Origin of the sequence: Nocardioides sp. NPDC059952 (genome assembly GCF_042730435.1) — a bacterium.
GTDB lineage: Bacteria > Actinomycetota > Actinomycetes > Propionibacteriales > Nocardioidaceae > Nocardioides.
Genome location: NZ_JBHWLY010000109.1, coordinates 1 through 14483 on the forward strand (window position 1 = coordinate 1; position 14483 = coordinate 14483).

At 68.9% G+C, this 14483-nt stretch carries 12 protein-coding genes; 3 read left to right on the forward strand and 9 right to left on the reverse strand.

Features of this window, described 5'->3' with window-relative positions; genetic code table 11:
- The first annotated feature begins 122 nt into the window (after window positions 1-122).
- On the forward strand, window positions 123-1097 hold the full coding sequence (locus tag ACFV9G_RS28395) for a hypothetical protein (RefSeq protein ID WP_378732552.1): 975 nt from the start codon (window positions 123-125) through the stop codon (window positions 1095-1097).
- Between the two features lie 63 nt (window positions 1098-1160).
- On the opposite strand, the gene secA is transcribed toward ACFV9G_RS28395, so the two are convergent.
- Together secA and ACFV9G_RS28405 are read right to left on the reverse strand one after the other, a co-directional pair.
- Window positions 1161-4058 carry a preprotein translocase subunit SecA gene (secA, locus tag ACFV9G_RS28400; protein WP_378732554.1) on the reverse strand — a complete coding sequence of 966 codons (2898 nt, stop codon included), beginning with the start codon at window positions 4056-4058 and terminating at the stop codon, window positions 1161-1163.
- A gap of 66 nt (window positions 4059-4124) precedes the next feature.
- Window positions 4125-5336: a winged helix-turn-helix domain-containing protein gene (locus ACFV9G_RS28405; RefSeq protein ID WP_378732556.1), complete on the reverse strand. Its 1212-nt coding sequence runs from the start codon at window positions 5334-5336 to the stop codon at window positions 4125-4127.
- An 81-nt stretch (window positions 5337-5417) separates the two neighbouring features.
- Here ACFV9G_RS28405 and ACFV9G_RS28410 point away from each other — a divergent pair, with 81 nt between their 5' ends.
- Window positions 5418-6155: a nucleotidyltransferase domain-containing protein gene (locus ACFV9G_RS28410; RefSeq protein ID WP_378732558.1), complete on the forward strand. Its 738-nt coding sequence runs from the start codon at window positions 5418-5420 to the stop codon at window positions 6153-6155.
- A 14-nt stretch (window positions 6156-6169) separates the two neighbouring features.
- Here the strand turns inward: ACFV9G_RS28410 and ACFV9G_RS28415 are convergent, their stop codons facing one another.
- Complete coding sequence (locus ACFV9G_RS28415; protein WP_378732560.1) at window positions 6170-6640, reverse strand: hemerythrin domain-containing protein; 471 nt, start codon at window positions 6638-6640, stop codon at window positions 6170-6172.
- 150 nt (window positions 6641-6790) lie between these two features.
- Here ACFV9G_RS28415 and ACFV9G_RS28420 point away from each other — a divergent pair, with 150 nt between their 5' ends.
- The gene (locus ACFV9G_RS28420) at window positions 6791-7639 is read left to right on the forward strand and encodes an LLM class F420-dependent oxidoreductase (RefSeq protein ID WP_378732562.1); all 849 of its coding nucleotides are present in this window, start codon (window positions 6791-6793) and stop codon (window positions 7637-7639) included.
- A 12-nt stretch (window positions 7640-7651) separates the two neighbouring features.
- Here ACFV9G_RS28420 and ACFV9G_RS28425 read toward each other — a convergent pair whose 3' ends face one another.
- From ACFV9G_RS28425 to mtrA, 6 genes are all read right to left on the reverse strand, one after another.
- Window positions 7652-8332, reverse strand: a complete 681-nt coding sequence (locus tag ACFV9G_RS28425) for a response regulator transcription factor (RefSeq protein ID WP_176884338.1) — start codon at window positions 8330-8332, stop codon at window positions 7652-7654.
- Between the two features lie 114 nt (window positions 8333-8446).
- Window positions 8447-9088 carry a ribosome hibernation-promoting factor, HPF/YfiA family gene (gene hpf, locus ACFV9G_RS28430; protein WP_378732565.1) on the reverse strand — a complete coding sequence of 214 codons (642 nt, stop codon included), beginning with the start codon at window positions 9086-9088 and terminating at the stop codon, window positions 8447-8449.
- Between the two features lie 406 nt (window positions 9089-9494).
- Window positions 9495-10211, reverse strand: coding sequence for a ComF family protein (locus ACFV9G_RS28435; protein WP_378732567.1), 717 nt, complete (start codon window positions 10209-10211; stop codon window positions 9495-9497).
- 73 nt (window positions 10212-10284) lie between these two features.
- Complete coding sequence (locus ACFV9G_RS28440) at window positions 10285-12003, reverse strand: LpqB family beta-propeller domain-containing protein (RefSeq protein ID WP_378732569.1); 1719 nt, start codon at window positions 12001-12003, stop codon at window positions 10285-10287.
- Window positions 12000-13613 carry an MtrAB system histidine kinase MtrB gene (gene mtrB / locus ACFV9G_RS28445; protein ID WP_378732571.1) on the reverse strand — a complete coding sequence of 538 codons (1614 nt, stop codon included), beginning with the start codon at window positions 13611-13613 and terminating at the stop codon, window positions 12000-12002. The genes ACFV9G_RS28440 and mtrB overlap by 4 nt, the downstream gene beginning before the upstream one ends.
- Window positions 13610-14317 carry an MtrAB system response regulator MtrA gene (gene mtrA, locus ACFV9G_RS28450; RefSeq protein WP_378732573.1) on the reverse strand — a complete coding sequence of 236 codons (708 nt, stop codon included), beginning with the start codon at window positions 14315-14317 and terminating at the stop codon, window positions 13610-13612. The genes mtrB and mtrA overlap by 4 nt, the downstream gene beginning before the upstream one ends.
- Between the last annotated feature and the right edge of the window lie 166 nt (window positions 14318-14483).

Genomic DNA, 14483 nt, shown 5'->3' on the forward strand with positions numbered 1-14483 from the left:
GGGTTCCCCTCCTTCCCCCCCGACCCAACCCTCCCCCGCCCCGGTTGCGCGCTGTCGGCTCGGGGGTGGGGCGCCCACGCGGGGCGCGGGCCGCCCCCCCCACCACAGGTCGCGGGCACCTCGTGAACGCTGACGCAGAGCGGGCGCGCGTTCACGCCGCCGGGCTGCTCGCCTCCCGGCTACGGATGCAGGATGGGATCGCGACGTACGCCCAGCTCGTGGCGGGTGGGGTCACCCGTATCGACATCGAGCGCCGGGTGCGGCGCAACGAGCTGCGGCGGGTGTATCCACGGGTCTACGCCGACCACACCGGACCGCTCACCTGGACACAACGAGCGTGGGCAGCCGTGCTCTACGCCGAACCCGCATTCCTGTGCTGGACCAGCCTCGAGCAGCCGAAGGGTCAGGACCTCGGCGCCCCGATCCATGTTGCCATCGACGAGTCGCGCCGGGTCAGATCGCAGGAAGGACTGGTGATACACCGCCTGGCCGCGCTGGCGCCGCGCACCTACGGCGGCACCCCACCGAGGCTCACGGTCGAGGACAACGCGCTGATGCTCGCCGACCGGGCACGCAGCGAGATCGACGCGATCGCAGCCTTGGCGAAGGTCGCGAGCAGGAGGTACGTCACCGCGGACTCGCTCCGCGCCGCACTGGGCCGCTACCCATCCCTGCGTCGCAGATCCCTCGTCGCCGCCATGATCGACGATCTCGAAGCCGGCACTCATTCGGTCCTCGAGCACGGCTACCTCACCAGGGTCGAGAGGCCGCACGGGCTGCCCGCCGGGCGTCGGCAGGCTCCACGGACCGGTCCGAGCGGCAACCAGTTCCGCGACGTCGAATATCCGGACCACCGACTGGTGGTCGAGCTCGACGGTGCGCTGGGTCACGAGTCGTGGCACGACCAGGCCCGTGACGCAGACCGGGACCTGGACGACCTGGCCAGGCTCGGATCGGTCACCGCACGGTTGCGGTGGCACCAGGTGTTCGACACCCCGTGTCGTACGGCCGCTCGGATCGGCAGGATCCTGACCCGCAACGGTTGGACAGGTGCGGTGTCACCCTGCGGGGATGGGTGCATGGCGACAAGGAAATGAACCCGTGGAGCGCTGTACGTACCGGGTACGTATATCGCTCCACGGGTTCTGTGCTGAGGGGCCTCAGCCGTTGACGCGGGTGGTGAGGCCGGTCGGGCCGCCGGGGCGGCCGTGGCACTGCTTGAACTTCTTGCCCGAGCCGCAGGGGCACAGCTCGTTGCGGCCGACCTTGGCGTAGGGGTCGTCGGCGTTGCTGACGGTGTTGCCCTGCGCCTCGGCCTGACCCTGCTCGTCCGGGCCGGAGAAGGCCAGGTGCTTGGGGGCGGCAGGCTTCTGCAGGCCCTTCGCGGTGATCTGCGGAGCACTGGCCGACGCCTTGGCCGCCTCGGCCTTCAGCGCGGCGGAGATGTCCTGGAGCCCACCGGCCTGACCGACGCCGACCGGCGGCTCGGCGAGCGCACCCTCGTGCATCGGACCGGCGTGGCGGGTGCCGTCGGGGTGGTAGTGGACCTCCGGTTCTGCCTGCTCGACCTGGACCTCCAGGTTGAACAGGTAGCCGACCGCGGCCTCCTTGATGCCGTCCATCATCGCGGTGAACATGTCGTAGCCCTCGCGCTGGTATTCCACCAGCGGGTCACGCTGCGAGTACGCCCGCAGCCCGATGCCCTCGCGCAGGTAGTCCATCTCGTAGAGGTGCTCGCGCCACTTGCGGTCCAGCACGGAGAGGACGACCTGGCGCTCGACCTCGCGCATGCCCTCCTCGCCGATCTCCTCCTCACGGTTGTCGTACGCCTCCTGGGCGTCCTTCTTGAGGATCTCGATCAGCTCGTTGCGGTCGAGGTCGTCCTTGCTGCCACCGGCCTCCGCGATCAGCTTCTCGGGCTCGACCGAGACCGGCCACATCTGCTTGAGGTCGGTCCACAGCTGGTCGAGGTCCCACTCCTCGGCGTACTCCTGGGTCGCGCCGGTGACGACGCCGGTGACGACGTCGTCGATGAAGGTGCGGATCTGCTCCTCGAGGTCGGCGCCCTCGAGCACCTCGCGGCGCTCGGCGTAGATCACCTTGCGCTGACGGTCCATGACGTCGTCGTACTTGAGGACGTTCTTGCGGGACTCGAAGTTCTGGCCCTCGACCTGGGTCTGCGCGTTGGCGATCGACTTGGTCACCGACTTGGCCTCGATCGGCACGTCGTCGGGGATCTTCAGGGTGGTCAGGATGCGGTCGACCCACTCGCCCTTGAACAGGCGCATCAGGTCGTCCTCCAGCGACAGGTAGAAGCGGGACTCGCCCGGGTCACCCTGACGGCCGGAACGACCACGCAGCTGGTTGTCGATGCGGCGGGACTCGTGGCGCTCGGTGCCGAGGACGTAGAGACCACCCAGCTCGGTGACCTCCTCGTGCTCGGCGGCGACCTGCGCCTTGATCCGCTCGACGGTCGGCGCCCAGGCCTGCTCGTACGCCTCCGCGGTCTCGCCCGCGGGCTCCAGGCCCTGCTTGCGCAGCTCCTGGTCGGCGAGGAAGTCGACGGAGCCACCGAGCATGATGTCGGTGCCTCGGCCAGCCATGTTGGTGGCGACCGTGACGGCACCCCTGTGACCGGCCAGCGCGACGATCTTGGCCTCGTCGGCGTGGTACTTCGCGTTGAGGACGGTGTGCGGGACGCCGCGCTTCTTGAGGATGTTGCCGAGGTATTCGGACTTCTCGACCGAGACGGTGCCGACCAGCACCGGCTGGCCCTTCTTGTGGCGCTCGACCAGGTCGTCGGCGACGGCCTCGTACTTCGCCTCCTCGGTGCGGTAGACGAGGTCGGGCTGGTCCTTGCGGATCATCGGCTTGTTGGTCGGGATCGGGACCACGCCGAGCTTGTAGATCTTGTCGAACTCCGACTCCTCGGTCATCGCCGTACCGGTCATGCCGGAGAGCTTCTCGTAGAGGCGGAAGTAGTTCTGCAGGGTGATGCTCGCCAGGGTCTGATACTCCTCGCGGACCTTCACACCCTCCTTGGCCTCGATCGCCTGGTGCAGACCGTCGTTGTAGCGGCGACCGGCGAGCATGCGGCCGGTGTGCTCGTCGACGATCAGGACCTCGTCGTTGGCGACGACGTACTCCTTGTCGCGGCGGAAGAGCTCCTTGGCCTTGATCGAGTTGTTCATGAACGAGATCAGCGGGGTGTTGACCGCCTCGTAGAGGTTCTCGATGCCGAGGTGGTCCTCGACGACGGTGATGCCCCGCTCGAGCACCGCGATGGTGCGCTTCTTCTCGTCGACCTCGTAGTCGACGTCCTTGGTCAGCGTCTTGGCGATCGTGGCGAACTCGTCGTACCACTTCACGTCGTCCTCGGTCGGACCCGAGATGATCAGCGGGGTGCGGGCCTCGTCGATGAGGATCGAGTCGACCTCGTCGACGATCGCGAAGAAGTGGCTGCGCTGGACCAGGTCGGCCATGGAGGAGGCCATGTTGTCGCGCAGGTAGTCGAAGCCGAGCTCGTTGTTGGTGCCGTAGGTGATGTCGCAGTTATAGGCCTCGCGGCGCTGCGCCGGGGTCATCTGCGGCAGGATCACGCCGACGGTGAGGCCGAGGAAGCCGAAGATGCGGCCCATCATCTCGGCCTGGAACTTGGCCAGGTAGTCGTTGACCGTGACGACGTGGACGCCCTTGCCGGCCAGGGCGTTGAGGTAGGCCGGGAGCACCGCGGTCTGGGTCTTGCCCTCACCGGTCTTCATCTCGGCGATGTTGCCGAGGTGGAGCGCGGCACCGCCCTGGATCTGGACGTCGTAGTGACGCTGGCCCAGGACGCGCTTGGTGACCTCGCGGACCGTGGCGAACGCCTCGGCCATGATGTCGTCGAGGTCCTCGCCGTTCTCCAGGCGTTGCTTGAACTCGTCGGTCATCCCCCGCAGCTCGTCATCGCTCATCGCGACGAACTCGTCCTCGATCGCGTTGACGGCCTTCGAGATGGCCTCGAGCTCGCGAAGGATCTTGCCTTCGCCGAGGCGAAGGATCTTGTCGAGAATTGCCACGGTGGCGGGCTCCTACTAGCGGCAGACAGATAGCACGCTCACTCTACCCACCTCCCGGTCACCCACTCACACCAACGGCGCCAGCAGGGGTGCCAGGTCGCCCTTGGGATCGACCTCGACGGCGCTCAGACCGAGCCAGCCGGCGAGCCGCTCGAGCTCTGCGGCCAGCTCGATGGCCGTCTCCACGGGCGCGCCTGGTTCGGCAAAGGCACCCTTGACCTGCAGGGTTCCGCTCTTCCGGTCGGCCTTCAGGTCGACCCTGCCGACGATGTGCTCGCCGAGGAGGAACGGCAGCACGTAGTAGCCGTGGATCCGCTTGGGCGCCGGCGTGTAGATCTCGATCCGGTAGAAGAAGTCGAAGAGCGCCTCGGTGCGCTCCCGCTCCCACACCAGCGGGTCGAACGGGCTGAGCAGCGCGCGGGCCGCGATGCGCCTCGGTAGGCGGGCCCCGGAGAAGAGGTACGCCTGCTTGCGGATGCCCTCGACCGCGACCGGCTCCACCTCCCCGGCGTCGATGAGCCGGCCCAGCGCGCGGGTCGTGTCGTCCACACGCATCCGGAAGTAGTCGGCGATGTCCTTGGCAGTGCCGACCCCGTGGGACCGGGCCGCGCGGCGTACGAGCTCGAGGTGGGCCTCGTCCCTCGACGGCGTCGGCGCGTCGAGGTGGACCGTCGGGATGACACGCTCGGGCAGGTCGTAGGCGACCTCGAACTGGTCGTTGCGGTGCGAGATGGCCAGCTCGCCGAACATGTAGAGGATGTCGAGGGTCTTGCGCGAGTCGGACCAGTTCCAGCCCCAGTGATCCTTGGTCTGCGGGCCGGCGTCGTCGAGCGCCTTGGCCGCCTCGCGCGCGGTGAGCGCACCCTGCTCGGCCACCAGCGCCAGCACCTTCTCCTTCATCCCGTCCGGCACGCTTCCCCACCACTTCGACCCCTTGGTGGCGCGGTAGTCGTCCATCCGCCACTGCATGTGCGGCCACAGCTCGACCGGCATGAACGCCTGCACGTGGGCCCAGTACTCGACCATCCTGCGGTCCCGGTGGCCCTTGCTTGCGCGATGCAGGAGCCCGGTGTCGTACGCCCCCATCCGGCTGTAGAGCGGCATGTAGTGCGCGCGCTGCAGCACGTTGACGCTGTCGACCTGGAGGACTCCGGTGCGCTCCAGGGTGCGCTGGAACGTACGCATCGTGGGCGTGCTGTGGGGCTTGTCCGCGAACCCCTGCGCCGCCAGCGCGATCCGGCGGGCCTGGGAGCGGCTGAGTGTCTGAGAACTGAGCACGAGTCCGACTCTAGAGCCGGTTCCGGACAAGCATCGTCCGGAACCGGCTCCGACCCGTGCCCGGTGCGAGACCCTGAGTCCATGGCACCTTCCACGGAGAGCTCGGGACCGGCCGGCCACCCGGCCGTCGATGCGCTGGCCGACCGCCTCGCGAGTCTTCCGTGGGTGACCGGTCTGTACGTCGCCGGATCGCTCGCCTCCAACGACCATGTTCCGGGCGTGAGCGACCTGGACCTGGTCGCGCTCACCGACCGCCCGCCCGACACGCAGCCGCTCTCGTCCATCCACGGCGAGCTCGATGCCGGCGTCGCTGCGGGCGACGACCTCGGCTGTGCCTATGTCGACGTCGCTCGACGAGACGATCCCGAGGCACCCCACCCCACCTGGACGCACGGACGGCTGGTGCACCGACCGCTGACCACGATCCCCCGCGCGGAGCTGGCCGTCCACGGCCTGACGGTGTTCGGCGAGGACGTGCGGACGGCGTTCCCGCCGGTCACCGAGGACGACATCCGGAGAGCCTCACGTGAGGAGGTCTGCGGCTACTGGGCCAAGGCGGTCAGGCACCCGGCCTGGTGGATCCTCGAGCCCGAGATCGCCGAGCTGGGCCTGAGCGCGATGGCCCGTGGGCGGCACGCGGTCGAGCACGGCAGGCTGCTCACCAAGACGGCGGCGATCGCGCATGCCGATGCGCCGGCCTGGCTACGGGCCCGGCTCCGCGAGCGACGCCGAGGTGACCCGGCGCCGCTCCCTCGGCTGCGTACGGCGTGGATCGCGTGGAACGATGCCCGCCGAACGGTCGCGTCGCTCCGCCCGTGAAAGAAACATTTCTTTCACAGCGGACCGAAGACCTCACCGACATCGGCATCCAGCGCGAGCGACTCGAGCACGCCGAGCAGCTTGCGCTCCTCGTAGCGGAAGTGGGACTCCATGATCGCGGCGATGCCTTCGAGGTGCTTCCCGAGATCCTCGGGGGTGGCGGCCTGGTCGATAGCGGCCTGGAGGCCACCGAGGAGATGGCCGATCATGGAGTGGTCCTGCTCGAGATAGCGGATCGTGTCACGCAGCTCGGGGTGAGCTGCACCGATCGCCGGGAACAGCGAGCGGTCCTCGCCTTCGTGGTGACCCGTCAGGGCCGCACAGAACCCATGACAGAACAGCAGCAGGTCACGAGCCGCCGGCTCGGCGGGATCTCCCGCGGCGATGGCCTCCTGCGTCACTCGCAGTGCCGTGCGCAGCCGGTCGTGGACCCGCCGCATCTCATCTGCCCAGGCGATCAGCCTGGTCTTCTCGCCCTCAGTCACGTGAGGGCGAAGGGGACGACAACATCATGTCGAGCTCCTTCGTGTCCGGCGCCTCCATGCCTGACACGGTCTGTCACCGGCACGCGACGCTGCCCCGACCCTACCGAATCCACTTCCGGGACGCGCACTTCCGGCATAGCGTCGCTGCTCATGACGACACGGTTCGGGATCAAGCTCAGCCAGGCAGCACCGATAGAGGACTACCTGCAGGTGTGGCGCACCGCCGACGAGGCCGGCTTCGACCACGTCTGGGTCATGGACCACATCGCGAGCCTCGGCGACGACCCGACCCAGCCGATCTTCGACGGGTGGGCGATGCAGGCCGCGATGGCGGTCGCCACCGAGAACGTACGCATCGGCTGCATGGTCACCGGCAACACCTACCGCCACCCCGGGATGCTCGCGAAGCTCGCCGCCACGGTCGACCACCTCTCCGGCGGGCGCCTGGAGTTCGGGATCGGCGCGGGATGGGCCGAGCGTGAGCACACCATGTACGGCTTGGAGTTCGGCACCTTTCGCGACCGCTTCGACCGGCTGGAAGAGGCGCTCCAGATCATCCGCTCGCTGTGGACCTCGCCCACCACGACATTCTCCGGCGCTCACTACTCGCTGGCCGACGCGGTCGCCGAGCCCAAGCCCGTCCAGCGGCCGTATCCGCCGATCTGGATCGGCGGCAGCGGCCCGCGGCGTACGTTGAGGATGGTCGCGCAGTACGCGGATGCCTGGAACGCCACCGGCGAGACCCCGGAGGAGTACGCCCGCCTCGGCACGATCCTCGACGCCCACTGCGCCGACGTCGGCCGCGACCCCAGCGAGATCCGGCGCACGGTGCAGCTGCCCGCCGGTGGCCCGGTCGACGAGCTCCTGGCCCGGGTCCCCGCCTACCGCGCCGCCGGAGCCTCCGAGTTCGTCCTCGTGCTCCCCCGCAGTCGCGACCACCTGTCCGCGCTCGACACGATCACCGCTGCCCTGCCGCAGTTGCGCGAGGCGGCCTCGTGAGCGCGCCGGGGCTCAGTCGACGTTGAGGAGCTTCTGGCGCACGGCGTACATGACCGCCTCCATGCGCGAGTGGGCCTGGAGCTTCTCCAGGATGTTGCGTACGTGGTTCTTGACGGTGTTCTCCGAGATGAACAGCCGTTTGGCGATCTCGCGGTTGTTGAGGCCCTTGGCGACCAGGCCGAGGACCTCGAGCTCGCGGTCGGTGAGCTTGGGGCCGGGGACCGAGGAGCGGTCCGGCCGGGACATCTGCTTGAACTCCTCCATCAGCTTGACCGCCATGGAGGGGCTGATCAAGGACTGGCCGTCGGCGACCACCCGGATCGCCTGGGCGACCTGGTCGATCGAGGAGTCCTTGAGGAGGTAGCCCATCGCGCCGGCCTTGACCGCGTCGTAGAGGTCGGCCTCCTCGTCGGAGACGGTCAGCATGATGATGTTGGCCGAGGGGACGGCCTCCTTGATGGCGACGCAGGCCTCCAGGCCGGTCTGCTTGGGCATGCGTACGTCGAGCAGCACGACGTCCGGGGCGGAAGCCGCGGCGCGCTCGGTGCCCTCGATGCCGTTGGTCGCCTCGCCGATGACCTCGATGCCGGGCTCGCTCGCCAGCAGCGCGACCAGGCCCCTTCGGAAGAGCTCCTGGTCGTCGACAACCAGGACGCGGACCGGCTCACGATCGGCACCAGATGTAGATGACACGAATGCATCATGGCACGTAACTGATGATGACAAAGAGAATGGCCGGGACTCATCCATCTGAGGGATGGATAAGTCCCGGCCGACGTGCTTACGAGCGGTTGCTCGTCACGGCGGTCAGACGAGGTCGGTTCGGTTGAGCGCGATCACGCCGTAGTCGTATCCCCTCCGGCGGTAGACGACCGCCGGCCTCATCGAGTCCTTGTCGATGTAGAGGTAGAAGTCGTGTCCGACCAGCTCCATCTCGTAGAGGGCCTGGTCGAGCGTCATCGGATCCGCGGTGTGCGTCTTCTCCCGGACCACCAAGGGCCCCTCCCCCGTCACCGTGATCGGACCGACCTGGTGCTCTCGCACGGTCTCGTCCTCGAGCTGCTCGGACTCGGTCGTCGAGCCCAGGCCGTCGGGCTTGATGCCCGCCAGTGCCTGCCCGACAGATACCGGCGTACGACGGCCGCGGTGGACTCTGCGGCGGTCGGCGGCGCGGCGCATCTGGGAAGCCATCTTGTCGACAGCCAGGTCCAGCGCCCCCATCTTGTCCTCGGCACACGCCTCGGCCCGGATGACCGGACCCTTCGAGTATGCGGTGAGCTCGACGTGTACGGCGCCCTTGTGCTGACGCGGGTTGGGCTCGTTGTCGACCTCCACGTTGATCCTGATGATGCGGTGGTCGTGCTTCTCGAGCTTCGCGAGCTTCTCGGCTACGTGAGCGCGATAGCGGTCTGAGACCTCTGCGTTGCGGGCCGTGACGACAACTTCCATCGGTACCTCCCGGTGTTTCGGGGTTGGCGGGATCCCGGACGGTCAGCGCATGTGACCTCCGGGGTACGGAGTCCGCCCGGCCGACCTGGTCTTCGACCCCACAATCGCCTGCTGAGGCTTAGCAGCTTGGTGCCACTCCACCTTCTCCTTGCTGGTTCCCGCATCTGACGGGAGGGCAAGGGCAGGACTTATCTCTAAGCCGCACCGTGATCCCCTTGCCCCAAAATCTGGGTGCGTAGGGTTACGTGGACCGTTTCGCCTGCGACTGGCATCGGCTTGCCGCTCGGATGTCCGCAACGCGGACCTCTCTGCGACGCAACCACGGACCCAGGCGGACTCCATGTAGTGACGGTAGTTCGCCGATCTGCCCCACGAAAGCCCTTCAACAGAATTACATGACGGTTTCCTACATTTGAACGCGAGACCGACGCTGGGTGGCCGCTACGGTCGCGATCGCTCTCACCCCGAGACCGACCGATTCCAGCGCTCGTTGAGCCTCCCGGGCGGTCGCGCCGGTGGTGATCACGTCGTCGCAGACGATGAGCGTCGCCCGCGGGATCTTTCTGGCAAGTGTCCGGATGCCGGACGCGGGACAGGTGATCGAACCGTCCAGGTTGGCCTGTCGCTGCCGGGAGTCGAGCCCGGCCTGGTCCGCGACGCCCGGTCTGGTGCGGAGCAGCTGGTGATGGCGTACGTCGAGCCCGTGCTGCCTCAGCACCGCGGCTGCCCTGCGGGTGATCGCCGTGGTGCTGTCGAGGCCGCGCTCGCGCACGGAGGCCGGGCGCGACGGGACCGGGACGAGGACCGTCGGGCCGGTGCCGGTCGCCGCCATCGCCTCGAGGACGGAGAGTGCGAGCAGGCCGGCCAGAGGGCCGCGGAGGCCGAGGAGCTGGTGTTCCTTCAGACCGATGACGAGCTGCTTGAGGGTGCCGTCGTAGGGCCCTGCCGCGAAGACCGGAGCGATGCCTGGTGGCGCCGGGCTCGGCGGGCTCGGCCGGGCCGTGTCGGGGAGGGCGGCGCGGCAGTCGTGGCAGAGCAGCCTGCCTGGCCGCCGGCAGCCGACGCAACGGCCGCCGACGACCAGGTCGTGCCACGCGTCGGCGAGCTCGATGCGGAGAGACATGGACCCGAGTCGACCAGGATGCCCGCGACGGGGCAACCAGGGGCTGCGTACCTGTGGATAAAGGTGTGGAGAGTCAGCCCTGGTAGGTGATGTCGGCGAGGTCGGAGGGCAGCTCCAGGTCGAACCTGTCGAGGGGGTCCAGGAGGGTCCAGCTGGAGACGGCATAGAGGCGGGCCGAGGCGACCGGGGAGCCGACCACGCCGGTGACCCGGTCGCTGAGGGTGTAGCGCTCGCCGCTGGGAGCACCGTCGAGCGAGACCGACTGGAAGAGCGCGGTCGAGCTGATCTGCTGGACCGCGACGATGGTGGTCGGCGAGGTCCAGGCGATGTCGGTGACCCGCATCGTCGCGGAGTCCGGGTGCGGCAGCAGGACGGCCGACGTCGCGGTCGTGATCTCGCCCTTCGAGCTCGCCCGCAGGCGGCTGACCACGATCCGGTCCGAGGACTCGCCGTCGATCACCGCCACGAACCGGGTGCCGTCGCGGGAGACCAGGAACCGGGTCACGTTCTCTCCCGTCACCCCGGGCACGGCGACACGGACGCGGCGGTCGCCGTCGACGTACATGACCCGGGCGCCGGTCGAGTCCTTGTCGACCAGCCAGAGCCGGCCGGCGAGGTCCCAGGAGGGCCTCAGCAGGCGGGTGCCCTTCACCGGTGCCTTGGTGAGCTTGCCGTCGCTGGTCAGCTCACCGACGACGACGCCGGTGCGGTCGGCGGTGATCGCGGCGGCGGTCGAGCCGTCGGCGTCGACCGCGACGTCGGTGACGCCGTGCGACTTTGCCCAGGCGCCGAGCACCGGCACCCACGGGTCGCCGTTCTCGCCGGTGCTGGTCACCAGCGCTCCGCCACGCAACGCGTAGAGGTCGACCCGCGCGGAGGTGCCGTTGGGGTCGTAGCCGCCGCCACTGTCGACGCTGAACGTCTCTCCGTAGCCCGGCAGCACCACCGGCTCGCCGTCGATCGTGAGCCGGATGCGTTCGACGCTGGCGTCCTGCCGCAGGGTCCAGGCCAGCTGGGCCCCCATGAGCTGTCGGTCCTCGGAGCTGTGCTCGTCCAGGTCACCGGCGAGGTCGACCTCGGCCACCCCGTCGCGTACGTCCACCGAGCGGGGCTCGTCCGCCTTGGGCGGGAGCGCGCTGCGGACCACGCCCTGCGCCTCCTCCCCCGGCCCGCTCAGCAGGCTGGAGACGAGGGTGGTGGCGTAGGAGGTGCCCTTGGGGGCGAAGATCGGCTCCGGCACCAGGGTGTGCCCGGTCGGCTCCACGTAGTAGAGGTTGCTGCGCGCGAAGTGGGTCAGGAACCAGGCCTCCTCCACCACCAGGGCGTTGGGAGCCGAGCTGATCCGCCACTCGCCCTCGGCGCGGGTCAGCTCGAAGTCGAGGATCGCCTGCGAGGCGGCCAGCTTGCCACGCCACACGCCCCGCTCGTCGAGCCAGCCGGCGTCCTCGAGCTCCACCGACACCCGCGGTGAGGAGCTGACGTGGCTGCCGAGCTCGCCGTAGACCAAGGTGCGGCCGGCCGGCGCCCAGTTCATCGCCGCGTCCTTGGTGAGGTAGCGACGGGCGTAGGCAGTGCTCATCGGGGTCGCCTTCATCGCGTCGAGGAAACCGTCGACGATCTCGCCCGGGGACGCCCCCGCGCGCGGGGCGCCGGGGTTGTAGGGGATGACCTCCTCCTGCGCGTCCGGCGCGGCCAGGTCGACGCTCTGGACCGGGCCGGAGTCGGGCACGCCCGAGCATGCCGCGACGAGCAGTGCGAACGCGGCGAGGAAGACGGCGAAGACGGGTCTCACGATGCCTCCAGAGTGTCACGCGCGTCCGCCGGGACAAGTGGGAGCGGGCTGTGCCTGAGCGCCGCACCGGCATAGCGCGGAAGCGTGAGCCGGAATTGCGCGCCCTGGTCCGGGCGGCCCCACGCCTGCAGCCAGCCTCCGTGGAGATGAGCGTCCTCGAGGGAGATCGACAGGCCCAGGCCGGTGCCGCCGCTGGAACGGTCCCGGGCGGGGTCGGCGCGCCAGAACCGGTTGAAGACCAGAGCCGTCTCTCCCGGGGCCAGCCCGACGCCGTGGTCGCGCACGGTCAGCGCGGCCGCGTGCTCGTCGCTGTCGATCCGGATGGTGACGGTCTGCCCCACCAGAGCATGGTCGGTGGCGTTGGCCACCAGGTTGCGTACGATCCGCTCGACCCGGCGATGGTCGACCTGGGCAATGCACGGATGGCTCGGAGCGACGACCTTCAGCTCGATGTCGCGCTTGTCGGCGAGCGGCGTGTAGGCCTCGACGACGGCGTAAGCCAACGCGGTCAGGTCGGTGTCGTAGAGGTCGAGCACGGCCGCACCGGCGTCGAAGCGACTGATCTCGAGCAGGTCGCTCAGGAGCGTCTCGAACCGGTCCAGCTCGGTCTGCAGCAGCTCGGCCGCCCGAGCCGTCGAGGCGTCGAAGGTGTCCCTGGCCTCGTAGAGGACGTCGCTGGCCATGCGGACGGTGGTGAGCGGCGTACGCAGCTCGTGGGAGACGTCGGAGCTGAACCGTCGTTGGACCCGGGAGAGGTGCTCGAGCTGCCGGATCTGGTTCTGCAGCCCGCTGGCCATCTGGTTGAACGAGAGCGCCAGGCCGGTGAGGTCGTCCTCGCCGTGGACGACCATCCGCTCCTCGAGGCGGCCGGCGGCGAGCCGCTCGGCGGTCCTGCGGGCGATCCGGATGGGCGTGACGACGTGGCGGGTCACGATCCAGCTGCCGACGCCGATCAGCAGGATCAGGATCGCACCGGCGGCCAGCAGCCCGCGGGTGATGACGCCGAGCGTCTCCTGCTCCTGGTCCATCGGGAAGAGGAAGTAGACGTTGTACGTGTCGTCGTGCAGCTCCAGCTGCGACCCGATCACGATGCCGGGGATCGAGGAGCGCTCGTCGTCGTAGGAGATCCGGGTGTAGGTCCAGGCCGGCTCGGCACGGATCGTCTGGAAGCGGTCCTCGACGGCGCGCGGGACGCTGCGTACGTCCAGACCGGGTGTCCACTCGACACCGTCGTCGCTGATCCGGCCGGAGGTCGAGGTCACCGGGCCGGCCATGACGACGCCGTAGCCGCGCGAGACGCTGCGCTGGATGATCGGGTCGCCCAGGTCGTTGCGCTGCAGCGGGGTGCCGCCGTTGGCACCCGAGGTCTCCGCGATGCTCGATCGGGCCGCGGAAAGCTCCTCGGAGGCCTCCGCCTTCGCCGCGGCGACCCGGTCCTGGACCAGCTCGTCGCCGATCTGCTCGAGCAGGATCAGCCCGACCAGGCTGACGGCGGCCGCGGTGAGGAGCACGGTGTAGACCACGACGCGGGTCTGGATCGACCGGCGCCAGGTGGTCAGGAGCTTCTTGGGCGTCCGGGCTGTCGTGCGGACGACCTGCTGGAGTGTCACACGGGCCCTGCCTTGTAGCCGACACCACGGACGGTGACGACGATCTCGGGGTTCTCCGGGTCGTGCTCGACCTTGGAACGCAGGCGCTGGACGTGCACGTTGACCAGGCGCGTGTCGGCGGCGTGACGGTAGCCCCACACCTGCTCCAGCAGCACCTCGCGCGAGAAGACCTGGTGGGGCTTGCGGGCCAGGCACTCCAGCAGGTCGAACTCCAGCGGTGTGAGCTGGATCTGCTCATCGCCACGGGTGACCTGGTGGCCGGCCACGTCGATGGTGAGGTCGCCGATCTCCAGCACCTCGGGCACGGCGTCGCCGTGCCTGCGGACCCGCGCCCGGATCCTCGCGATCAGCTCCTTGGGCTTGAACGGCTTGACCACGTAGTCGTCGGCGCCGGACTCGAGCCCGACCACCACGTCCACCGTGTCGCCCTTCGCGGTCAGCATGACGATCGGCACACCCGACTCCTTGCGGATCTGCTTGCACACCTCGATGCCGTCCATCCCGGGAAGCATCAGGTCGAGCAGCACCACGTCGGGCTTGTAGTCGTGGAACGCCGGCAGCGCCAGGTCACCACGGGCGACGAGCTGTGAGTCGAACCCCTCTTGTCTCAGCACGATCGCAAGCATCTCGCTCAGCGAGGCATCATCATCGACGACGAGGACCTTTCCCTTGGCGGGCTGGTCGGGTGAACTGCGATCGGCCATGTGACAGATTCTGTCACCCAGTCCGTGCGACGCGTCACATGAGCCACCCCCACAACGCGCGAGTCGGCTCGTTCTGACCCGATTCCCTGCCGAGTCGGCTCGTCATGACGAGCCGCCTCGGCGGGGGTTTAGGTGAGAACGCGGGCTCTTATACACAACTGACGCT

Excerpts from the sequence above, each read along its gene's own strand:
- ACFV9G_RS28410 (WP_378732558.1), top strand. The coding sequence starts at position 5,418 with ATGGCACCTTCCACGGAGAGCTCGGGACCGGCCGGCCACCCGGCCGTC.
- ACFV9G_RS28420 (WP_378732562.1), top strand. The coding sequence starts at position 6,791 with ATGACGACACGGTTCGGGATCAAGCTCAGCCAGGCAGCACCGATAGAG.
- hpf (WP_378732565.1), bottom strand. The coding sequence starts at position 9,088 with ATGGAAGTTGTCGTCACGGCCCGCAACGCAGAGGTCTCAGACCGCTAT.
- ACFV9G_RS28435 (WP_378732567.1), bottom strand. The coding sequence starts at position 10,211 with ATGTCTCTCCGCATCGAGCTCGCCGACGCGTGGCACGACCTGGTCGTC.
- mtrA (WP_378732573.1), bottom strand. The coding sequence starts at position 14,317 with ATGGCCGATCGCAGTTCACCCGACCAGCCCGCCAAGGGAAAGGTCCTC.